This is a genomic window from Streptomyces sp. NPDC002088, from assembly GCF_040296605.1.
GTDB lineage: Bacteria > Actinomycetota > Actinomycetes > Streptomycetales > Streptomycetaceae > Streptomyces.
Map to the genome: position 1 here is coordinate 1 of NZ_JBEOXO010000040.1, position 20705 is coordinate 20705.

Annotated in this window: 19 protein-coding genes and 2 pseudogenes; 12 read left to right on the top strand and 9 right to left on the bottom strand. The window is 69.8% G+C overall.

Annotation, left to right across the window (positions count from 1 at the left end):
- The 3 genes from ABT114_RS45325 to ABT114_RS45335 form a co-directional block, all read left to right on the top strand.
- Nucleotides 1-375 (top strand): aldo/keto reductase (locus ABT114_RS45325; RefSeq protein ID WP_351151745.1); only part of this gene is annotated, 375 nt, incomplete at its 5' end.
- Nucleotides 376-512: 137 nt separating this feature from the next.
- Complete coding sequence (locus tag ABT114_RS45330) at nucleotides 513-1937, top strand: metallophosphoesterase (RefSeq protein WP_351151748.1); 1425 nt, start codon at nucleotides 513-515, stop codon at nucleotides 1935-1937.
- A 217-nt stretch (nucleotides 1938-2154) separates the two neighbouring features.
- The gene (locus ABT114_RS45335; protein ID WP_351151750.1) at nucleotides 2155-3351 is read left to right on the top strand and encodes an aldo/keto reductase; all 1197 of its coding nucleotides are present in this window, start codon (nucleotides 2155-2157) and stop codon (nucleotides 3349-3351) included.
- Between the two features lie 489 nt (nucleotides 3352-3840).
- On the opposite strand, the gene ABT114_RS45340 is transcribed toward ABT114_RS45335, so the two are convergent.
- Nucleotides 3841-4851: a GlxA family transcriptional regulator gene (locus ABT114_RS45340; RefSeq protein ID WP_351151753.1), complete on the bottom strand. Its 1011-nt coding sequence runs from the start codon at nucleotides 4849-4851 to the stop codon at nucleotides 3841-3843.
- 108 nt (nucleotides 4852-4959) lie between these two features.
- Between ABT114_RS45340 and ABT114_RS45345 the strand changes: the two genes are divergently transcribed.
- From ABT114_RS45345 to ABT114_RS45355, 3 genes and pseudogenes are all read left to right on the top strand, one after another.
- Nucleotides 4960-5775, top strand: coding sequence for a dienelactone hydrolase family protein (locus ABT114_RS45345; protein WP_351151927.1), 816 nt, complete (start codon nucleotides 4960-4962; stop codon nucleotides 5773-5775).
- 507 nt (nucleotides 5776-6282) lie between these two features.
- Nucleotides 6283-6660 carry a hypothetical protein gene (locus ABT114_RS45350; protein ID WP_351151756.1) on the top strand — a complete coding sequence of 126 codons (378 nt, stop codon included), beginning with the start codon at nucleotides 6283-6285 and terminating at the stop codon, nucleotides 6658-6660.
- Between the two features lie 136 nt (nucleotides 6661-6796).
- Nucleotides 6797-6952: pseudogene (locus tag ABT114_RS45355) on the top strand (IS5-like element IS4811 family transposase); the annotation flags it as partial.
- A 166-nt stretch (nucleotides 6953-7118) separates the two neighbouring features.
- Here ABT114_RS45355 and ABT114_RS45360 read toward each other — a convergent pair.
- From ABT114_RS45360 to ABT114_RS45390, 7 genes are all read right to left on the bottom strand, one after another.
- Nucleotides 7119-8135: a LysR family transcriptional regulator gene (locus ABT114_RS45360; protein ID WP_351151759.1), complete on the bottom strand. Its 1017-nt coding sequence runs from the start codon at nucleotides 8133-8135 to the stop codon at nucleotides 7119-7121.
- Nucleotides 8136-8345: 210 nt separating this feature from the next.
- The gene (locus tag ABT114_RS45365; RefSeq protein WP_351151762.1) at nucleotides 8346-9302 is read right to left on the bottom strand and encodes a fumarylacetoacetate hydrolase family protein; all 957 of its coding nucleotides are present in this window, start codon (nucleotides 9300-9302) and stop codon (nucleotides 8346-8348) included.
- Between the two features lie 3 nt (nucleotides 9303-9305).
- On the bottom strand, nucleotides 9306-10676 hold the full coding sequence (locus tag ABT114_RS45370) for an FAD-binding oxidoreductase (RefSeq protein ID WP_351151765.1): 1371 nt from the start codon (nucleotides 10674-10676) through the stop codon (nucleotides 9306-9308).
- An 11-nt stretch (nucleotides 10677-10687) separates the two neighbouring features.
- Complete coding sequence (locus ABT114_RS45375; protein WP_351151768.1) at nucleotides 10688-11665, bottom strand: cyclase family protein; 978 nt, start codon at nucleotides 11663-11665, stop codon at nucleotides 10688-10690.
- The gene (locus ABT114_RS45380) at nucleotides 11662-12666 is read right to left on the bottom strand and encodes an amidohydrolase family protein (protein ID WP_351151771.1); all 1005 of its coding nucleotides are present in this window, start codon (nucleotides 12664-12666) and stop codon (nucleotides 11662-11664) included. The genes ABT114_RS45375 and ABT114_RS45380 overlap by 4 nt, the downstream gene beginning before the upstream one ends.
- The gene (locus ABT114_RS45385; protein WP_351151773.1) at nucleotides 12663-13787 is read right to left on the bottom strand and encodes an FAD-dependent monooxygenase; all 1125 of its coding nucleotides are present in this window, start codon (nucleotides 13785-13787) and stop codon (nucleotides 12663-12665) included. The genes ABT114_RS45380 and ABT114_RS45385 overlap by 4 nt, the downstream gene beginning before the upstream one ends.
- A 44-nt stretch (nucleotides 13788-13831) precedes the next feature.
- Nucleotides 13832-14140 (bottom strand): antibiotic biosynthesis monooxygenase family protein, encoded by a 309-nt coding sequence (locus ABT114_RS45390; protein WP_351151775.1) that lies wholly within the window; start codon nucleotides 14138-14140, stop codon nucleotides 13832-13834.
- A gap of 335 nt (nucleotides 14141-14475) precedes the next feature.
- Between ABT114_RS45390 and ABT114_RS45395 the strand changes: the two genes are divergently transcribed.
- The 5 genes from ABT114_RS45395 (at nucleotide 14476) to ABT114_RS45415 (ending at nucleotide 18349) form a co-directional block, all read left to right on the top strand.
- The gene (locus ABT114_RS45395) at nucleotides 14476-15441 is read left to right on the top strand and encodes a fumarylacetoacetate hydrolase family protein (RefSeq protein WP_351151778.1); all 966 of its coding nucleotides are present in this window, start codon (nucleotides 14476-14478) and stop codon (nucleotides 15439-15441) included.
- Entirely contained in the window at nucleotides 15438-16373 is a 936-nt protein-coding gene (locus ABT114_RS45400) for a VOC family protein (protein WP_351151781.1), read from the top strand. Before ABT114_RS45395 ends, ABT114_RS45400 begins: the two co-directional genes overlap by 4 nt.
- Before the next feature lie 41 nt (nucleotides 16374-16414).
- Nucleotides 16415-17716 (top strand): histidinol dehydrogenase, encoded by a 1302-nt coding sequence (gene hisD / locus ABT114_RS45405; RefSeq protein WP_351151784.1) that lies wholly within the window; start codon nucleotides 16415-16417, stop codon nucleotides 17714-17716.
- Nucleotides 17713-18069 carry an SDR family NAD(P)-dependent oxidoreductase gene (locus ABT114_RS45410; RefSeq protein ID WP_351151787.1) on the top strand — a complete coding sequence of 119 codons (357 nt, stop codon included), beginning with the start codon at nucleotides 17713-17715 and terminating at the stop codon, nucleotides 18067-18069. Before hisD ends, ABT114_RS45410 begins: the two co-directional genes overlap by 4 nt.
- Nucleotides 18070-18148: 79 nt before the next feature.
- Nucleotides 18149-18349, top strand: coding sequence for a Rossmann-fold NAD(P)-binding domain-containing protein (locus ABT114_RS45415; RefSeq protein WP_351151939.1), 201 nt, complete (start codon nucleotides 18149-18151; stop codon nucleotides 18347-18349).
- A 196-nt stretch (nucleotides 18350-18545) separates the two neighbouring features.
- On the opposite strand, the pseudogene ABT114_RS45420 reads toward ABT114_RS45415, so the two are convergent.
- Nucleotides 18546-19076: pseudogene (locus ABT114_RS45420) on the bottom strand (MarR family transcriptional regulator); the annotation flags it as partial.
- Between ABT114_RS45420 and ABT114_RS45425 the strand changes: the two are divergent.
- Complete coding sequence (locus tag ABT114_RS45425) at nucleotides 18976-20235, top strand: multidrug effflux MFS transporter (RefSeq protein ID WP_351151790.1); 1260 nt, start codon at nucleotides 18976-18978, stop codon at nucleotides 20233-20235. The pseudogene ABT114_RS45420 and the gene ABT114_RS45425 overlap by 101 nt on opposite strands.
- Nucleotides 20236-20705: the final 470 nt, after the last annotated feature.

Below are 20705 nucleotides of genomic sequence, written 5' to 3' on the forward strand. Positions count from 1 at the left end.
GAGACCCACCCGTACTTCCAGCGCGCCGACGACCAGGCCCTCATGGCCGAGCGCGGCGTGCAGATCGAATCGTGGGGCCCGCTGGCCGAAGGCCGCAACAACATCTTCAGTGACCCGACGCTGAGCGCCATCGGTGAGGCGCACGGCAAGTCCGTGGCCCAGGTGGTACTGCGCTGGCTGACCCAGCGCGGTGTCGTGGTGATCCCCAAGTCCACGCGACCGGAGCGCATGGCCGAGAACATCGCGGTCTTCGACTTCGAGCTGACCGGCGACGAGATGGACCGCATCGCCGCGATGGACACCGGCGCAAGCATCGTCTTCGACCACCGCGACCCGCAGACGGTCAGCGCCGTCGGCGGGTACCGCCTCGGCTGAGAACGCCTTCTCCCTTTCGCCGACCGGCTCCGCGGAGTCCGTAGGCACGCCTTCGTCCGCCTCCCTGCCGGGTACGGCCAGTGGGACAGCAGTACCCGGCGCTCAAGGGTTCATCCGGCCCGGCGGTGTCTCAGCGCATGCCGGCTCATGAGCCGGCATGCATCTCAAAGGAAGGGCTGCGCAAGGTCGTGGTCGTCGTATTCGCGCTCGTCAGTGCCGCCGTGCTGGCGCTGTTCGGCGCACTCCACTGGTACGTGTGGCGCCGACTCATACGGGACACCACGCTCAAGGGTTCGCGCCTCCGGCGAGCAGGAAGCGTCGTCTTCGTGGCCGGGCCCCTGCTGTCGGTGGGTGCCATGAGTGCAGAGGGCAAAAGCGTCCCCTTCCTTGTGCAGCGGATCCTGGCCTGGCCCGGGTACTTGTGGACGGCACGGTTCCTGTACCTGCTGCTCGCGCTACTGGCCGGTGAGGCCGTCCGGCCTGCACTGCAGTGGTGGCTCAGGCGTCGGGACACCGGGGCAGATCCGCGGCGGCAGACTGTGCCCGCGGCGCAGCCCGCGCAAGCGCAAGCAAGTGACTCCGGCGCGGAGGAACTCGTCTCAGCTGGCGAGTCGACGTCCGGGACGGCGCGTCGCGGCGATTCCGACGTCGTGCGAGACACTGCCGGGCCAGTCACCGTACTGGACCCCCGGCCCGCGCCATCGCCGACACGGTCGTCCGACGCCGCCCCCGCCGGCCCGTCACGCCGTCTCTTCGTCTCCCGGGCCGTGGGCGGCGCCGCCGCGGCCGTCGCCGCCGGAACCGTGGGCTACGGCACGTACGGTGTCCTGCGCGGGCCGAAGGTCAAGCGTGTCACGGTTCCGCTGGCCAAACTCCCGCGCAGCGCGCATGGGTTCCGCATCGCCGTGGTCAGCGACATCCACGTCGGCCCGATCCTGGGCCGTGGCTTTACCCAGCGGGTCGTCGACACCATCAACGCGACCCAGACCGACCTCATCGCCCGCGTCGGCGACCTGGTGGACGGCAGCGTCGACAACCTCGCTCCGGCTGTCGAACCACTCGCCCGACTCCGGGCACGGCACGGCTCGTTCTTCGTCACGGGCAACCACGAGTACATCTCCGGTGCCGAGCCGTGGATCGAGAAGGTACGGGAGCTGGGGCTGCGTCCGCTGGAGAACGCCCGCATGGAACTGCCCGGCTTCGACCTGGCCGGCGTCGACGACGTCCAAGGCGAAGCAGAAGGCCAGGGACCGGACTTCGGCAAGGCCCTCGGCGACCGCGACCGTTCCCGCGCCGCCGTCCTCCTCGCCCACCAGCCCGTCGTCATCGACGACGCCGTACGCCACGGCGTCGACCTCCAGCTCTCCGGCCACACCGACGGCGGCCAGCTCTGGCCCGGAAGCCTCCTCGCCGGACTGGCGAACCCCACGGTCGCCGGCCTGGAACGCTACGGCGACACCCAGCTGTACGTGAGCCGCGGCGCCGGCGCCTGGGGCCCGCCCGTGCGCGTGGGTGCGCCATCCGACATCACCGTCGTCGAACTGGCTTCACGGCAGGCATAGTCCACGACCTGGCCCGCTCTGCGACGCCCGGCAGCTCCCACCGGGTTCCGGAGCGTCTGGCCTGAGCGGTTACAGATCTCGGCCGCCCGACACAACCACCGCATCGCAGTGCCGTACGGCCCGGACGCGGCCGACAAGGCGGCGATGTCCGCTTCTTCGTCACCCTCGGTGACCCACCGAGGGTGCTCTCCACTGACGATCACGAAAGACGTGACCCATGCATGAACAGGACAGCATGCCGAACAGCAATCCGACCGACCGCGGCCGTCGCGGCTTCCTGATGGGCGCAGCCGGTCTGGCTGCCGCCTCGGTGGTGGCCGCGTCGGCGCAGGCGCAGGCGGCATCGTCCGCCACGGGGGCCCGGGGCTCCGTAGGCCGTCGTGATCAGGTGAACGCGGCTATCACTCAGTCCGGTCGCCGCAGGCTCGGTTCTCTGAAGGTCTCCAGCATCGGCCTGGGCACCCAGACCATGCCGGGCAACCTCTACGGCCCCGTCACCAGCCGCAAGGACATGGTCACCCTCATCCGGACAGCGGTTGACCAGGGGGTGACGTTCTTCGACACGGCCGAGGCGTACGGGCCGTTCGAGTCGGAGCGGATTGTCGGCGAGGCCCTTAGGCCCGTCCGCGACAAGGTGGTGATCGCAACCAAGTTCGGCTGGGACATGAACCCGGACACGGGGGCCGTAACCGGCCTGAACAGCCGCCCGGACCACATCCGCCGAGTCGTCGACGCCATGCTGAAGCGCCTGCGGACGGACCACATCGACCTGCTCTACCAGCACCGGGTCGATCCCACCGTCCCGATCGAGGACGTCGCGGACACCGTGAAGGACCTCATGGCCCAGGGCAAGGTGCTGCACTGGGGCCTCTCCGAGCCGGGCCTGCAGACCGTCCGCCGGGCCCACGGGGTCCAGCCCCTCACCGCGATCCAGAACGAGTACTCCACGCTGTGGCGCGGACCGGAGGAGAACGTCCTGCCGCTCTGCGAGGAACTCGGCATCGGCTTCGTATGCTGGGCACCGCTGGGCATGGGCTTCACCACCGGCGCGATGAGTCCGTACTTCCAGTTCGCGGAGGGCGACGTCCGGCCCGTGTTCCCCCGCAACAGCCGCGAGAATCTGGCCGCCAACATGCCGCTGGTGCAGCTGCTCCAGGAGTGGGCAGTGCGCAAGGGTGCCACGCCTGGCCAGATCGACCTCGCCTGGCTGCTGGCCCAGAAGCCGTGGATCGTACCGATCCCCAGCACCACCAGGCTCTCCCACCTCCTGGAGAACATCGGCGCCGAAGAAGTCCGCTTCAGCCCCGACGAACTCCAGGAACTGAACGCCGCCGTCGCGAACATCACCATCCACGGCGACCGGCTCCCCCCGGCGGCCCTCGCCATGACAGGCGTCGAAGCACCGCCCCGCTGACCGACGACGCAGACCTGACGGACCGGAACACAACGGCCTGTGTCTGCTGCGCGACGCGGCCTGGAAGCGCGCTGACACCGGGACAGCCCAGTGCCAGGCGCACCCGACGGGCTGCCCCCGCCGCGTAGGCAGGGGGAGGCCCCGGTCCACCGTCACCGTGGGCCGGGGCTGCTGCGGCACCGCGGCCGAAGTCTCGCGACTGGACCACGAAGCGCAGCTCACCGACTCGCGTACTTGGCTGGCCGGTGTCGAGATGGCCCGGCGGACCGACTGCCTGGACCCCTGAGAGCGCGCCAACGGCACCGCCATCCAGCCCTCCGCCGAAGGCCGCAAAGCTGGGGCCCGGCTCGTCTGGCTCGGCCAGGTCAACGCCCCCGACACTGCCGCCGACATCACACTCTGGGCCAAGAACGCTAGCCCCGCTCTGGTCGACCAACCAGTGCGCTTTGGCCCGGCCTTGAGGGGGCCTGTTGCCGTCGCGGGCGGGTCTCAAGTCTCCGTTCGTCGGGTTGACCCGCGGTGGTCGCAGCGACGATGGAATATCGCGCGGTACTCCCTTGGCCGCTGGCCCGTATGTCTGGCAAAGATGCCGCTGAACGCCCCAGGGTCGCTGTACCCGACGTTGGCGGCGATGCTCGCGACGGTCCTGTCGGTCGTCTCCAACAGGTGTCTGGCTCGACGCACCCGGACCGTCTGCAGGTACGCGAGTGGCGTCTCGCCGGCTTCGTCGCCGAAGCGGCGGAGCATGGTTCTCGTGCTTACGTGGAACTCCTGGGCAAGGGTGGGCAGGTCATAGCGAGCACTGAGGTTCTGGTCGAGCCACCGCTTGACGCTGAGCGAGAACTCCCTGCCCACAGTAGGTATGAGCCCCGCGTCGACATAGGGAGCCTGCGTGGAACGCGCATCATCAACAAGCGCGATACGCGCGGTGCTACGGGCGACGCGGGGGCCGTCGTGCTCGCGGATGAACTGCAGGGCGAAGTCGTACATGGCACTGAAGGCCGCTGTGGTCGTCACCCCCCGGTCGGTCACGACCAAGCTCTCCGGGCAGAGGCGCACGTCGGCGTACCGGCGGGCGAACCGATCCGCGAACAACCAGGACGTTGTCGCTTGGCGCCCGTCGAGCAGCCCGGCTTCAGCGACCAGGAAGGCGCCCACGCAAATCGATACGACAGCGGTCCCCGAGGCCGCCTGCGATCGAATCGACGCTGCTTCCGGTCCCAGGTTTGCGAGTGTCGCGTCGAGATCGAGCGTGGGCGAAAGCTCGAATCCCGGCACGATCAGGACGTCCACCGGGCGAACCGCCGAGACGTCGAGGACCGAGCCGCCGGCCGCGATCACACGACGCCGGGGCGAGATGACCGACGCCTCGTAGGCCGGCTGAACCGACCCTTGCGCCGCGGCGACGTGAGTTGCCATTGCCAGGAGGTCAGGGACGCCGAATACCTCCGACGCGAAGCAGCCGGGGTAGGCCAGCACACCAACGCGCAGCGGACTCATGCGGCCCCTCCGGCACCTTCGAACGGGTGGCGATATTACCGTGATACGTGGCGATGCCGCCGCTTCTCAGAAGGGCGGCCGCTCGTCATCATCTCGGTCATGACAATCATGCGAGGACAAAGCGACCCCTTGGACGACTTCTCACGGAGAGCCGTCAGCGTCGATGACGTCGACAAGACCGTGTACGTTGCCGGGTCAGGACCGGCAGTCATCCTCATGCCCGAGATGCCGGGTATCAGCCCCGACGTCGCGCGGTTCGCGCGGTGGGTGCGTGATGCCGGCTTCTCCGTGTACCTGCCCTCTCTTTTCGGCGTCGACGGTGCCTATCCGCTCGCCGAGGCACGCGAGACCGTCGTTCGACGCGCCTGCGTCAGCGCCGAGTTCCGAGCCTTCGCCGGTGGCGGCACCAGCCCCGTCGTCACATGGCTGCGCGGCCTCGCCCGCCTGGCGCACGCCGAGCGTGGCGGGCCTGGCGTCGGCGCCGTCGGTCTGTGTTTTACCGGCAACTTCGCCTTGACCATGGCGCTCGAACCGGCTGTCATCGCACCAGTGGTCAACCATCCGTCGCTTCCGCTGGACGATCCCGGCGGTCTGGAGATCAGCGACGAAGACGCTGCTGCCGTGGCTGAACGCGTAGCGCGAGAGGGATTGAAGGTTCTCGCCTACCGCTTCGACAACGACAGGTGGTGCACTGGTCAGCGGTTCGCGGCTTACCGAGCGCTGCTCGGGGACGCATTCGACGGCCGCGTACTCAAAGCCGAGACGGCGAACACGAACCCTCCGCCCTTCTTCCGTGACGTCGTCGGTTGCGCCCACAGCGTCGTCACGGCACACCTCGTCGACCAGGACGGTCACCCCACCATGCAGGCCCGGAACGAGATCATCGCCTTCCTGGCCGAGCGGCTCGGGAAGTGGGCTGAATGAGCCCTTGGCACTCCGGCACCTGGCGATGCGACAGAGCGCCGCCGCTTCCCGATGCGATCTGGTCGTCGACCTGGGGCACTCGTGACCGCCCCTCGGCGACCACGAGTGACACAGGCCGCTCAGATTTCGATGACACACGCTCAATCTTCAGTGGCACAGGACAATGAGTACGTGGGTGCCGGGCCGTGGGCCGGGTGTGGTGATGCATGTGCGTGGCCCGGAGCGGCTGCCGGAGCAGGCTTACCGGCAGGTGCTGGAGCAGCTGGCGGAGCTGTCGCCGGTGGTGCAGGCGCTGTCGCCCACCGCGGCGCTGGTGGAACTCAAGGGCGCTCTGCCGTACTACGGCACGGACCCTCACCGCCTGGGGGAGGTCCTGCGGGTGCGCACGCTCTCCCGTCTCGGAGTCGACGTCCGCGTCGGCATCGGGCCGTCGGCACGGTCGCGGCTACCGCCTCCGCTCAGATCGCCGGCTCCGGCGGCGTCCTCGCCGTCGACGCCGCCCACACCGTGGACTGGCTCGCCCAGCTGCCCGTGGAGGCCCTGCACGGCATCGGCCCCCGGCAGGCCGCTGTGCTGCGCGAGTACGGCATCCACTACATCGGCGCGCTCGCCGCGGTCCCGCCTGCCACCGTCCAGCGCCTCCTGGGCGGCAGCGCCGGACGGCTCGCTGCCGACCGGGCCCGGGGCATCGACCCCCGCCCCGTCGTCCCCCGCGCCATGCCCGTCTCCGCGACCGTCCGCTACCGCTTCGGCCGGCACGTCCTGGACGGCGCCGAAGCTGCCCGCCGCGCGTCGCCCCGCACCACCCGAGCCGGAACCGTGCGAGCGGTGCGGGCAGCCCCGCACGGGGCAACCCGGCCTCCGCTACAACGACGTCCCACCTGAGGACGGCCGCCACTGCCCCGACTGCCGGACAGACGTGTCCCGACAGCCCCCAGGTCTTCTCACAGCGCTGTTCAAGCGCCGCAACTGAACACCAGATGCCCCGACCACAGGCCCGACCACGAGTCTCGGGGGGCGGATGATGCACGCCCGCCGTCACGCGAGGGACTACGAACGGCTCATCCAGCACTCCGAGACCCTCATCACCTGGGCCGCCATCACCCTCATGACCAGGCGTCTCGCGCGGAAGGGCGCCACCCCCAGCTGGCCGAGGAAACCGGCGCCGGCCGACGCCTGACCATCCTCTTTAGCGGGCTGCCGCCTCCACCTCCGCCGCCCCCTGGCCCTGGGCGGCCTCGGTGATGACGACGGTGCGGCCTGCCAGTCGCGTACGGCTCACGGCTTCCTCCTGCGGCTGTGGTTCGGGAGTGACTCAGGCGTGAAGGTCACTCCCGACCACGCTAGGAAGCGGTGACCAGCGGCGGAAACGCGTGGTCGCCATGGCTGGCATCTGTGGCGGGAATCGCCGTACTGCCATTCGCTGCGGCGGCTGCCGCCGACGACGCGGCCGGCTCGTCCAGCGACGCGCCCACCTTGCGGACCGTCTCCCGCAGCCAGCGGTGTGCCGGGTCCGAGTGCCGGTTGTTGTGCCAGTACATGGCCTCCACCAGCGGTACGTCGGGGAAGGGGGTCGGTACGACGGCACAGCGCGCGAAGCCCTCGTACCTGCGGGCCAGCCGTTCCGGCACCATCGCCACCAGGTCGGTGCCACCCACCAGGAACGGCAGCACGCTGAAGCCCGGCGCGCTGACCTGCACCCGCGGAGTGATGCCGAGGGTCTCCAGCTGGCGGTCGGCGGGGGTCAGGCTCTTGCCGAAGGCCGACGCGGCGTGCGGCATCTCGGCCAGGTCGCGCAGGGTGAGCAGGCCGTCCTTCAGCCGCGGGTTGTCGGGGTCGACGATGCACACGAAGCGGTCGTGCATCACCGCCTCGCTGATGCCCGGCAGCTGGTAGCCGAGCGGCACCATCATCAGGTCGTGGCAGCGCAGATGCGTCTCTGTCTCCGGCTGACCGTAGACGAGGGGATGGAAGTCGATGCGTACGTCGGGCGCCTGCTCGGCGATGGCCCGCAACAGAGGCTCCAGGAACACCGTCATCAGGTAGTCCGACATCACCACGGAGAAGCGCTGCCGGCTGCGCTCCGGCTCGAAGCGGCGCGTCAGCGACATGGCCTCCTCCGCCTTGTACAGCGAGGCCTGCACGACGGGCAGCAGCCGCTCCGCGAGCGGCGTCAGCTCGTACTCGCGGCCCACGCGGACGAGCAGCTCGTCGTTGAAGTGGCGGCGCAGCCGGGCGAGCGATCCGCTCATCGCGGACTGACTGGTGGAGAGCCGGACACCGGCGTGCGTGACGTTCTTCTCCTCCAGCAGTGCTTCCAGCGCCACCAGAAGATTCAGGTCGATTGCTCCGAGACCCACGGATGTCCCCTTCTGGCCACGTCATTGAAGCATCGGTGAAACGAGAGCGTAATGACGGGTTTGCGGCTGAGGAAGCCCCATATGCCGATTCTCAGGAATCTCAGGAAGATGCGATGCAAGGCATCCGGGGGAAGGCATACGGGCAGGTCAATGGAGTGTGCGGCGCAGTGGACCGCACAGTCCATTGACAGATGTGGCGGTGGGACGCTGTTACGGGCGAGGGGTCCTGCCCCGCTTCCTGGCGCGCGGCAGATAGGCGTCGGCACGCCCGGGGACGATGAGGTTGGAGAGGCTGCCGAGGCATTCCACGGTGAGCGTCACCGTATCGCCGGGCTGCAGCGGCGGCGGGGTCCGCTCGCCCACCCGTCCCCAGAACTCGGCCAGCGCTCCCCAGCCGCAGGTGCCCGGGCCGAGGATGTCACCGGGGTGCACCCAGGCGTCCCGGCTGGCGTAGGCGATCATCTCCTCGAAGGTCCAGGAGACGTTGGCGAGGGTGTCCCGGCCGATGAGCTCACCGTTCAGGGTGACGGTCATCTCCAGGTCGAGGAAGCCATCCCGATCCCGGCGATCCTCCACCTCGTCCGCCGTGACCAGATACGGGCCGAGCGTGTTCGCGAAGTCCTTGCCCTTGGAGAAGCCAAGGCCAAGGTTCTTCTCCGGCTTCTGCAGATCGCGCGCAGACCAGTCGTTGAAGACCAGATAGCCGACGATGTGGCCGCGGGCCTGCTTGGGCGTGAGGTCTCGGCCTGATCGGCCGATGACCGCGCCGACCTCCAACTCGAAGTCGAGGACTGAGCAGCCGGCCGGGACCGGCACGTCGTCGTGCGCGCCGTACGCCGCGTGCGGATTGGTGAAGTAGAAGTTCGGCGCCCGGTACCACTCCTCGGGCACGTGCTCGAGACCGTCCAGGGACTTGGACACACCCTCGATGTGCGCCTCGAAGCCGACGAAGTCCCGGATGGACGGCGGCTTCAGCGGGGGCAGCAGGCGCACTTGATCCACTCGCAGGTCACTGGCGCGCGCAAGCGCCTCGCCCCCCGCCTCATGCAGGGTCTCCTGCTCGATCAACGACAGCACCGTGACGCCCTCGGGCAGCGGATGGATCACTCCGTCACGCATGACCCCGGCGCGCTCCGCGCCCTCGTACTCGTACGTCGCGAAACGCATCGCTCACTGCTCCCAGTGGTTGGTGTTCGTGACGGTGCCGGCGCTCAGATGGCCCGCGAACAGGCCCTTGGGGTCGCGCACCGCGTGTATCTCCTGAAGCCGCCGCCAGTGCTCATCGCCCATGAACTTCAGCTGCCGCACGGTGAAGTCGGAGTCGCCGAGGTACTGGCCCACGGTGACGGGCTGCATTTCCGCCATGGCCTCGTCCAGCCACGCACGCAGCTCGCCGTCACGCTCCGGCTCGTCGTGGATCACGTACGTGGCGCAGTAGATCTCCGACTGCAGCGAGAAGGCCATGTCCGGGAGCTCGCGCAGCGGCGCCATCGAGAACCAGATGGTGAAGGTCCGCCGTGTGGGGTGGTCGGTGAAAGCCTTGCGGATCGCGGGGACGACCTCGTGCGCGGGCCCGGTCAGCCAGGCGTTGTCGACGAGATAGCGGTGGCCTTCGGGGTTGGCCGCGTGCTGCCCTTCGAGCTGCTCGGCGAGGGTGGTCGGCTGCGCCTCGACGCGGAAGAGCGCCCGGTCCGCGTACGGATTGGCGTGCAGCGGAGCCAGCGCCTCGGCGGCCTGTTCGGGGGTGTCGGTCATCGAGACGCCCGTCACCAGCAGTACGGGTTCGTCGTGGTCCGGCGGCGTCTGCGTCAGCGCGACGATCTCCACCAGATCGGAGATCCTGTGGTGCGTCTCGTGCAGCCAGGTCATGACCTCGTCGAAGAGGTCCAGCGGGTACCCGTGCACGGTGTGCGCCAGGTGCTTCGGCAGGGGCCGCGTACGCAGATGGAAGCGGGTCACCACGCCGAAGAAGCCGGGGCCCGCGCCGCGCGCCGCCCAGAACAGGTCGCTGTGGTGCGTCTCGTCGGCGCGCACCAGCTCGCCCTCGGCGGTGACGACGTCGAGGGCGGTGATGTTCTCCGCTGCCCAGCCCCAGCCCCGCGCGTTCCAGCCCTGCCCACCCTGGAGCAGAAAGCCGCCGATGCCGACGGACGGGCAGTGCCCGCCGTTGAAGAAGCGCCCGAACTGTCCGAGATACGGATTGAGCTCGTCGCCGCCCTTCACGCTCGGAGTGGCCGAGACGATGCCGGTGGTCTCGTCGTACGACATCTCACGGAAGCCGCCGAGGTCGATCAGCAGGGCCTCGTCGCGGACCGACCAGGCGGCCCAGCTGTGGCCGCCGGAGCGTACGGCGACTCGCCAGCCGCGCTCGATCGCCAGCCGAACGCCTTCGACGACGTCCTGTTCGGTGGCGGCCTTCAGTACGGCCGCGGGCGTGCGGTCGGCGGGCAGGCGGGCGTTGAAGACGCGGCCGAAGCAGGCCTCGTCGAAGTCCTGGTCGCCGGGGAGGTGAAGGGTGCCGGAGAATCGGTTCGTGTTCATGCTGTGGGTACTCACTTGATCGCGATCGGGTTGACGGGGGCGCCCACCGCGCCGGTCACCGGCAAGGGCGCCGCCACCAGGAGAAACTCGTACACGCTGTCCGCCGCGCAGTCCTCGGCAAGCTCCTCGAGGTCCCACATCTCTCCGAGCGGAAGACCCATGTTGGGGATGGCGATCTGGTGCAGCGGCGACATGGCGGGTTCGGCGAACTCGTACGGCCGCACCTCCAGGCCCCAGGTGTCGGAGGCGATCGCGGCGATCTCGGTGCGGTGCAGCCAGCCGAGCGTGGTGAAGGACAGGCCCGGGGCGTGGCCGGCCGCGTATCCGCCCCAAGTCCCGAGGCGGCGTACACGTCCGAGCTGGCCGGTGCGGAGGAGGACCAGGTCGCCGCGGCGCACCGTCGAGGTGGCGCCCTGGGCCTCGAGCGTGGTGCGCAGGTGCTCCTCGCGGATGGCGAAGCCGTCGGCGAGCTCGCCGTGCTCGTCGCCGAGCGCGCGGCCCACGTCCAGTAGCACGCCGCGCCCGGTGAACACGTCCGCCATGTGCTCGATGCCGGTGACCGAGTCGCCGTTGCCGTTCACGATGGTGCAGGGGCGGCCGTTCCAGGCCTGCTTGTTGTCGAAGATGTGGCCGAGGCCGTCCCACTGGGTGGAGGCTTGCAGCGGCATGACGATGTGGTCGTCGGCGCCGCCGAAGCCGTGCGGGAAGCCCTGCGACTCGGCGGCCGCGTCCGAGCCCGTGTCCTTCATGTAGTGGACGGGGTTGATGCGCCCGCGGAAGCCGCGCTGCGGGCCGTCCTCGTTGAACTCCTGGGACAGCGAGAAGGCGCGGCCACGGTGGACCAGACTCGCCGCGTGGGCGCGCTTGGCGTCGTCGATATGGTTGAGCGTTCCGAGGACGTCGTCCTCGCCCCAGCGGCCCCAGTTCCGGTACGCGGCACGGGCCTTGGCGAGCGCCTCCTCAATGGGGCCGAGTGGCTCGGGCTTCATCGGGCACGTCCTTTCAGGAGGAGGTCGAGGGCGTTGCCCCCGGCGACGGCGGCCCGGTCGGCCGGGGCGAGCCCGGCCGCGTCGAGGCGCGCCACCGGGTCGTCCACGCCCATGTCGAAGGGGTAGTCGGTGCCGAGGACCACCCGGTCCGCGCCCACCTCCTCGATCAGATGGCGCAGCGCACGCGGGGTGTAGACGAGCGCGTCGAACCACAGGCGCTTCAGATACGCACTCGGTGGCTCGGCGCACCCGCGCGCGTCATCCCGGACCCGCCAGGCGTGGTCGGAGCGGCCGATGTAGGTGGGCAGATAGCCGCAGCCGTGCGAGGCCACCAGCTTCAAGCCCGGGAAACGGTCGAACACCCCGGTGAAGATCAGATGAGAGAGCGCCACGGTGGTCTCGACGGGCTGGCCCACGGTGTTGCCGAGATAGCGGGTGGCCAGCCGCTCCCCGAGCGAGCAGCCCCATGGGTGCACGAACACAACCGCGCCCAGCTCCTCGGCCTTGGCCCACACCGGGTCGTGGACAGGGTCGGCCAGTTCCCGGCCCGCCACGGTCGTGGAGACGCTGATCCCGTACAGTCCGTACTCGGTCATGGCCCTGTCGAGAAGGGCGACGGCGAGATCGGGGTGCTGCAGCGGGACCGTGCCGAGGCCGTACAACCGCTCGGGCGCCTCGGCGCAGTGCGCGGCGACCGCCCCGTTGACGGTACGGGCGAGGCGTACGGCAAGGTCGGCGTCGGCCCAGTAGTGGTGCATCGGCATCGGGCCGACCACCTGGACGTCCACGCCCATCGCATCGAGGTCCGCGAGCCGGGCGCTGACATCCGTCAACTTGGCTTCGAGGCGGTCGAGTTGACTGCGATTGATGGCCAGCGACTCAGGCGAGTGGGCACGTTGTTCCGCAGTCAGTTCGGCGGCGAAGCCCGGCGTGCCCGCGCACAGCGCATCGGCCGCCGGGACTGCCAGATGACCGTGGAAGTCGACGACGGGCACGCTCATGCCGCTGCCGTCAGGAACGAGAGCGTGTCGGACATGATGCGGCCGGGGTCGGCGCCGGGTGTGCCGGGGCGGATCTCCCAGTCGGCGAGCTGCAGCGAGTTCTCCAGGACGACCCGCACACGCGGCAGCCGCCGGGCCATGAACGCCTCCAGTGCCTGCTCGACCGGCGTGTCCCCGGTGACCATCTCGGCCAGGACCACCGCGTCCTCCGCACACATCGCCGCGCCCTGGGCGATCAGTGGCGGGCAGGCGTGGGCCGCGTCGCCGATCACCATGGCCCGGCCGCGGTGCCAGGGCTCGTCGACGAGGATCGCCTCGATCCAGCGGTAGTCCACGGCCGTGTCGTCCGGCAGCGAGGCCAGGATCTTGCCCCAGGTGCCGCCGTATCCGGCGCCGCGCTCGCGCAGCAGCGACAGCGGGGCGCGCGGGCCCACCAGCGAGGCGTCCAGGTTCTCGTCGAGGAGGTACGCGTAGCACTCGTCGGCCGAGATCGGGCTGTACCCGGCCTTGTAGCGCGGGCCGCCGTAGTACACCTCCGCGCAGTCCATCTCGGCGGGACGGTCGGCGACCACGCGGAAGATCGACATGCCGACCGGTTTCGGCTTGGTGGTGATGCCGATCATCGCGCGCATCTGAGAGTTGATGCCGTCGGCGCCCACCACGAGGTCGTAGCGGGCGGCGGAGCCGTCGGTGAACGTCACGTCCACGTGGCCCGGGGACTGGTCGAGCGAGGCGACGCTCAGCCCGAGCCGCACCTGCACGCCATGCGCGTACACCGCGTCGCACAGTGCGTCCTGCAGGTCCGAGCGCAGCGCGCCCGCTGTGGACGGCAGGTCGTCGCCGCCGGTGTGCGGCGTTGCCAGCTCGGTGATCAGCTCGCCGTCCGCGCGGCGGAGCCGCATCTGGTCGAACGGCACGGCACGGGCGAGGACCCGGTCCAGTACGCCCACGGAGCGCAGCGCCTTGAGCGCGTTCCCCTGAACGGTGATGCCGTGGCCGACGCCGAACCACTGGGGTGATATCTCGACGAGCTCGACCTCCGCGCCACGCTGGGCGAGCGCGAGAGACAACACGCTTCCGGTGATGCCGCCACCGACGACGAGCACCTTGTGCACTGGCATGGGCGATCCTTGCGAACGTAGAAAAAGGGAGGGAGGGGGGCAGATCAGCCGGTGAGGTGGTCGCCGAGCTTGCGGTAGTGCTCGACGGTCGGCGGTTTGGCGAAGAACGGACCGACGAGGGCGCGCCAACGCTGGAAGCGCTCCGACTCGCGGAAGCCCACCGTGTGGGCCTCGACCGACTCTTCCCAGCCGACCAGCAGCAGATAGGCCTCGGGCCGCTCCTCGCAGCGCAGTAGCTCAGTCCAGCGGAAGCCGTCCGCCTTTGCGAGGACCTTGCGGGCCTCCTCGAAGGCCGCCTCGAATTCCGCCTCACGGCCGGCCGTGACGGCCAGCTCGGCGTGCTCGACGATCACACGTACGCCTTTCATTCAAAGCTTGGGTCGCCTCCGGAGCGCGCCGTGTTGATGTGGCACTGCCAAGGCGTGGCCGGTGTCGCGATCCTTCGCGGCTCACCTGCTGGGGGTCCGTTGGTGCTCCGACCCTGCTCGGGCGGTGGATGCACCGTCAACGGATCGAGGCATCGGCAAGGGGGACGTCATGCATCCCGTACGGCGATGGGCTGCCGATCACCAGCTTTCAGGCGGCCCGCAGCACGGTGATGCCAGGCATCGCAGATCGGTATTTCCGCCGCCCGCCCGTGCTGCCTAGCGTCAGTGGCATCCCATTTGCCTCTGAGGAGAGAAAGCCCGTGCCAGACCGACTCCCCAGCCATGCAGGACCCTTCGCGCTCGGCACGTTCGCTGCTCAAGGCGACGGATTCCCCGGCCTCGTCACCGGTTCACGTGTGCGCGACCTCTCCGACTTCGTGCCCTCCGTCCGCGCACTTGTCGAGGACTGGGAGACCTGGCTGCCCCGGCTGGGTGACCTCGCCCGGTCCTCCGACGGAACCTGGCACGACCTGGCCGCGCTGCGCGTCCTGACCCCCGTCGAGCCCGGCCAGATCCTGCAGAGCGGCGCCAACTACCGCAAACACGTGGTCGATCTGGTCGCTGCCGAGAAGGAGAGCGTGCACGGCGCCACCCCCGAAGAGGCCCGCGCCGACGCCGAGTTGATGATGGACGAACGCGCCCGCAACGGAGTGCCGTATGTCTTCCTCGGTTCCCCGCGCGCGATCTGCGGCCCCTACGACGACATCGTGCTCCCCGCGCTCGGCGAGCAGCACGACTGGGAACTCGAACTCGCCCTCGTCATCGGCAAGCCGGGCAAGAACATCCCGGCCGAGGAGGCGATGGAGTACGTCGCCGGATACACGATCTCGAACGACCTCACCACCCGCGACCGCCTCTACCGACCCGACCTCAAGGCCATCGGCACCGACTGGTTCACTGCCAAGAACGCCGACACCTTCCTGCCGACCGGACCCTTCCTCATCCCGGCCGCCTTCGTCGGCGACCCGAACGACCTGCGGATCACCCTGCGGCACAACGGAGTCGTCCGTCAGGACGAGTCCACCAAGGACATGATCTTCGACATTCCGCGGCTCATCGCGTACGTCTCCACGACCACCACTCTGCGCCCCGGCGACCTACTGCTCACCGGCTCCCCGGCCGGCAACGGCGCGCACTGGGGTGTCTTCCTGAAGCCGGGAGACGTCGTGGAGTCGGAGATCACCGGTCTGGGCCACCAGCGCAACACCGTCAGGAGCCACGCATGAGCTTCCAGCCCATCACCCATCTGCGCCATGTCGACCTGGCCGTGCCGGACTTCGCCCGCCAGCGCGCCTTCTACGGCACCACCTGGGGCCTGAGCGAGGTCGCGAACGACAGCGGTGTCGCCTTCTTCGCCGCCGAGGGCAGCCCCGAGCAGTACATCGTCCGGATCCGCGAGGACGAGCGGAAGCGGATGGACCTGGTCGCCTTCGGTGCCGTCTCGCCGGCCGCGGTCGACGAGCTGCATGTACGGCTCGGTCGGGCCGGAATCCAACTCATCGGTGAACCGGGGGTGTTGGACACTCCGGGTGGCGGTTACGGTTTCCGGTTCTTCGACCCGGACGGGCGGGTCGTCGAGGTCTCCGCGGATGTCGCCACCCGCACTCACCGGAAGATCGAGGAGCGCGAGGCGATCCCGGTGCGGCTCTCGCACTGTGTGGTCAACTCCCAGGACCCGGAAGGGCTGCGGGACTTCTACGTCCAGCACCTCGGGTTTAGGCTCACCGACACCCTGCACTCGACGCACATGGGCGACCTCATGTACTTCCTGCGGTGCAGCCCGCTCCACCACTCGTTCGCGATCGCCCGCGGCCCCCATGTGTCCCTGCACCACGCCTCGTTCGAGATGCGGGGGGTCGAGGAGTACATGCGGGGCACTGGGCGGGCACTGCGCGCCGGGACCCGGCTCACCTGGGGCCCCGGCCGGCATCTCGCCGGTGACAACACCTTCTCGTACTTCCACGACCCGCACGGCAACACCGTCGAGTACACGACCGAACTGGCCGTCCTCGAAGAGGACTTGTGGCACCCGGGCCGCCATGACGTCGACGACCCGATCACCCAGGACCAGTGGGGCACCGCGGACCCGATGAGCGAGTCGGTCGCCAAGGAGCAGTTCAACGACCCCGACGTGCTCTTCGTGGCGCCCCCCGTCTAACACCCCCTTTGTCGCGAACCACCCGCAGAAAGGCCGCAGTTGTGGCAACGATCCTGAAGAACTCCGTGCCCAAGTCCGAGGTGACCGCCTCCCTCGACCAGGTGCGCGAGACCGTGACCGGCGTCATCGCGGACATCCGTGAACGAGGCGACGAGGCGGTCCGCGCCTACTCCGAGAAGTTCGACAAGTGGAGCCCCGGCTCCTTCCGGCTCTCCGACCAGGAGATCGAGAAGATCGTCGCATCGGTACCGCAACAGGTCATCGACGACATCCGCTTCGTCCAGGACCAGGTGCGTGGCTTCGCCCGCCATCAGCTCGACTCCCTGCGGGAGTTCGAGGTGGAGACCCTGCCGGGTGTGAGGCTCGGGCAGAAGCACGTCCCCGTGCAGGCGGCGGGCGCGTACATCCCCGGTGGCCGCTACCCGCTCACCGCGTCCGCGCACATGACCATCGTCACGGCCAAGGTCGCGGGCGTGCCCCGGGTCGTCGCCTGTACGCCGCCCATCCACGGCGAGATCCCGGCCGCCACCGTCGCGGCCGCACATCTGGCGGGCGCGGACGAGATCTGGCTGCTCGGCGGGGTCCAGGCGGTCGCCGCCATGGCCGTCGGGACTGACTCCATGCAGCCGGTGAACCTCATTGCCGGACCCGGCAACGCCTACGTCGCCGAGGCCAAGCGCCAGCTCTTCGGCGAGATCGGCATCGACCTGTTCGCCGGGCCGACCGAGATCCTGGTCCTCGCGGACGCGGGCGCCGATCCCTTCACCTGCGCCGTCGACCTGCTCTCCCAGGCCGAGCACGGCCCGGACTCCCCGGCTGTCCTCATCACCACCTCCCGCGAGGTCGCCGAGAAGACCATCGCCGAGGTGGAACGCCTCCTGCCCGGCATGCCCACCCGCGACTTCGCCGAGCCCGCCTGGCGCGACCACGGCCAGGTCCACGTCGTCGACACCCTCGACGAGCTGTACGCCCTCGCCGACGAGTTCGCCTTCGAGCACGTCGAGGTACTGACCGCCGAACCGCGCCTCGCGCTAGAGCGCATGACCCAGTACGGCGCCCTGTTCCTTGGCGAGGGCACCTGTGTGTCGTTCGGCGACAAGGTCATCGGCACGAACCATGTGCTGCCCACACGTGGTGCCGCCCGCTACACCGGCGGCCTGTGGGTGGGGAAGTACCTCAAGACGGTCACCTACCAGGAGGTCACCGACACCGACTCCCAGGCACTGCTCGGGCGGCTGTGCGGACGGGCGGCACGTGTCGAACTGTTCGAGGGCCACGCCCGCTCCGGTGACGTACGGGCCGCGAAGGCCGCCGGCGACGAGCTGCCCTGGAACACCGCATGACCCTGGACGGCCGTACGGCATTGATCACGGGCGGCGGCGGACCGCTTGGGCGCGCCGTCGCGCTGGCCCTAACGGACGCCGGCGCCCGGGTGATCCTGGTCGGACGTAACGAGACGGCACTCGCAGACGCGGCCACCCGCGTGGTCAAGGACGGCGGCAGGGCGCGTACGGCCGCGTGCGATGTGTCGGACCCGGCGTCCGTGACGGCCCTGGCCGCCGAGCTCGACGACGAGGACGTCTCGATCCTTGTCAACAACGCGGGCGTCGCGGGCCCGGTGAAGCCGCTCACGGCAAACGACCGCTCCTCAACCGGACCCCGTACACCGCCTCCAAGATGGCGCTGCTCGGCCTGACCCGGACCTCGCCGGGGAGGTCGGACCGCACGGGATCGCGGTCAACTCCCTTTCCCCCGGGCCGGTTCGAGGCCCGCGCATGGACCGCAACTTCCGGCTCACCGCCGAACTGACCGGCTGCACTGTGGCCGAGGCCGAACGCGACTTCGCCTCCCGGGCCGCCCTCGGCCGGCTCGTCGAGGAGCACGAGGTCGCGCAGGCGCTGGTGGCGATGCTCGCGATGCCCGGCCTGTGCGGGGCCGACATCGACCTGTCGGCGGGGATGATCGCCCCGGCCTGATGAGTGGAGGGCGGACGGGTTCCGTGGAGGCCGTCTGCGGGGCGCTGTGACGCGTCCGCAAGGCGGCCTTCAGTGCGCGCAGTGCCGGCAGGGCCTGGGCGTGGTCCGGGTCGAGGTCGTCCAGCACCTCGTCGAGCATGCGGGCCCAGGTGTCCTCGATGCGCCGGGCGTTCTCGACGGCTGGGGGCGTCGGCAGGACGCGGGTGGCCCGCCGGTCCACCGGGTCGCTCTCGCGGCTGATCACGTCCTGCTCGGCGAGGCGGCGCAGCGCCGTACTGACATTGCTGGGCTTCATGTGCATCTCGGTCGCGAGCTGGCCGGGGCTCACCCCCGGCTCACGGACGATGACGCGCATCTTGTCCGCCTCGGACGCGGGGAGCGGGTCGACTCCGGCGCGCGGGCGCCCGCGCGCAGCGGGGTGCGAGCGGTCTCTCGCAGGGGCGGGGCGAATTCCCGGAGGGTGACATGGCGGCTCGTGAGTCCATGCGAGTTCATTTATATATCCATAAGCAAATCGCTCGTGCGCCCAGCCAGACCGGCGTACGTGTGCCCAATGCCGTACGGCCCTGCGCCAATGCGTACGCCCCGTCGAACCGCCGTGCGCCTGCTCGCCGCTGGAGAACCCCATGTCCGAAACCTCTGCCATCCCGACCAGGCCCGGCGTGTCCGGACCGCTCCTCGTGGTCCTCGCGCTGCTGTCCGCGGTGGCTCCCTTCGCCACGGACATGTACCTGCCGTCCTTCACCGAGCTCGCCGCCGATCTGCACACCGGCGCCTCCAGCGTGCAGCTGACGCTGACCACCTTCCTGATCGGCCTCGCGGTGGGCCAGCTCGTCATCGGCCCGCTGTCCGACCGCTACGGGCGCCGCGGCCCGCTCCGCGTCGCCACCGCCGCGGTCACCGTGGCCGGTGCCCTGTGCGCCCTGGCCCCGAACATCTGGATGCTCGTCGCGATGCGCTTCGTCCAGGGCTTCGCGGGCTCGGCGGGCATCGTCATAGGCCGCGCCGTCGCCGTGGACCGTACCTCGGGACCGGCCGCGGCCAAGGTCTTCTCGCTGCTCGCCAGCATCGGCGGCATCGCGCCCGTCGTCGCCCCGCTGGCGGGCGTTACGCTGGCCGGTACGGCGGGATGGCGCGGTGTGTTCTGGGTGCTGACGGGCATATCCGCGCTGATGCTGCTCGGCTCGCTCTTCGTGGTCCCCGAGTCGCTGCCGAAGGAACAGCGGCACGCCGGTGGCCTCGCCGAGACGGGCCGCGTCATGCGTCGCCTCTTCGCCGACCGCGGCTACGTCGGCCACACCTTCGCCTTCGCGCTCGGCTTCGCGGGTCTGATGGGCTACATTTCGGCCTCGCCCTTCGTCATCGAGAACGTCCTCGGCCTGTCCACCGCCGCATACACATTGGACTTCGCGGTCAACGCCTGCGGCATAGTCCTCTCCGGGCTGGTCAACGCCCGCCTCGTGGGCCGCTTCAGCACGGCCGCGCTGCTGCGGGCCGGGCAGGCCGCCGCGCTGTTCCTCTCCGCCCTTCTGCTGGCGCTGCTGGCGGCCGGACTGCCCGCCGTGGCCGTCCTGCCAGCCCTGTTCGGGCTGACCTGCTCGCTCACGTTCGTCCTGGGCAACGCCTCGGCGCTGGCCGTCGGACGTGCCCCGTACGCGGCAGGGACGGCGGCCGCCGTGATGGGCGCCCTGCAGTTCGGGCTCGGCGCGCTGGTCTCGCCGCTGGTCGGCCTCGGAGGTGAGCACACGGGTCTGCCGATGGGCGCCACGCTGGTGACGGCCGCGCTGCTGGGTATCGGGGCGCGCCTCCTGACGCGCGGAGCCGCCACGGTCGCGGCGCCGGACTCGGAAGCCGCCCTGGCCGAGCACACCGCGGCGCGCGGCTGACACTCGACACGCGCCCCGTACTCCCGCCCGGCGATCAGGCCGTCGGCATCCAGGAAGCTGACGGCCTGATCGCAGCCATCGTGTTCTCGTACGCATAGAGAAGGGGCCCATCCGCCTCCGAGCGACGGCTGATTCGCTTCCGCATGCGTGGCCATGGCAAGGCGTTCCCTCAACTGGCGCTGGACGGCACAGAATTTGTTCGTGACCATTGCGGATACACGTGGAACGCACAGCCACGCTCTGAGGCGGCATGTAGTGGTGCCGTCGGAAATCCATCCTCACCCCGCGCAGGCCGGCATGCGCATGGGCCGGCGATCACCTGCGCACGGCGCACTCCATCCTGTGCAGACATGAAATGACGCTCTTGGAGGGCGGGTAGCGGCGGTGCACGCACGAATTTGCTGTTCTTCCGTCTCCGATTGTGGGCCTGTTCGTTGAGGCGCCGAGGGGCTGCGCCCCAGACAGGGCGG

Bases quoted from the DNA above. Each gene is read 5' to 3' on its own strand.
- ABT114_RS45330 (WP_351151748.1), top strand. From the start codon at position 513: ATGCCGGCTCATGAGCCGGCATGCATCTCAAAGGAAGGGCTGCGCAAG.
- ABT114_RS45335 (WP_351151750.1), top strand. From the start codon at position 2,155: ATGCATGAACAGGACAGCATGCCGAACAGCAATCCGACCGACCGCGGC.
- ABT114_RS45340 (WP_351151753.1), bottom strand. From the start codon at position 4,851: ATGAGTCCGCTGCGCGTTGGTGTGCTGGCCTACCCCGGCTGCTTCGCG.
- ABT114_RS45345 (WP_351151927.1), top strand. From the start codon at position 4,960: ATGCGAGGACAAAGCGACCCCTTGGACGACTTCTCACGGAGAGCCGTC.
- ABT114_RS45365 (WP_351151762.1), bottom strand. From the start codon at position 9,302: ATGCGTTTCGCGACGTACGAGTACGAGGGCGCGGAGCGCGCCGGGGTC.
- ABT114_RS45370 (WP_351151765.1), bottom strand. From the start codon at position 10,676: ATGAACACGAACCGATTCTCCGGCACCCTTCACCTCCCCGGCGACCAG.
- ABT114_RS45375 (WP_351151768.1), bottom strand. From the start codon at position 11,665: ATGAAGCCCGAGCCACTCGGCCCCATTGAGGAGGCGCTCGCCAAGGCC.
- ABT114_RS45380 (WP_351151771.1), bottom strand. From the start codon at position 12,666: ATGAGCGTGCCCGTCGTCGACTTCCACGGTCATCTGGCAGTCCCGGCG.
- ABT114_RS45385 (WP_351151773.1), bottom strand. From the start codon at position 13,787: ATGCCAGTGCACAAGGTGCTCGTCGTCGGTGGCGGCATCACCGGAAGC.
- ABT114_RS45400 (WP_351151781.1), top strand. From the start codon at position 15,438: ATGAGCTTCCAGCCCATCACCCATCTGCGCCATGTCGACCTGGCCGTG.
- ABT114_RS45410 (WP_351151787.1), top strand. From the start codon at position 17,713: ATGACCCTGGACGGCCGTACGGCATTGATCACGGGCGGCGGCGGACCG.
- ABT114_RS45415 (WP_351151939.1), top strand. From the start codon at position 18,149: ATGGACCGCAACTTCCGGCTCACCGCCGAACTGACCGGCTGCACTGTG.
- ABT114_RS45425 (WP_351151790.1), top strand. From the start codon at position 18,976: ATGTCCGAAACCTCTGCCATCCCGACCAGGCCCGGCGTGTCCGGACCG.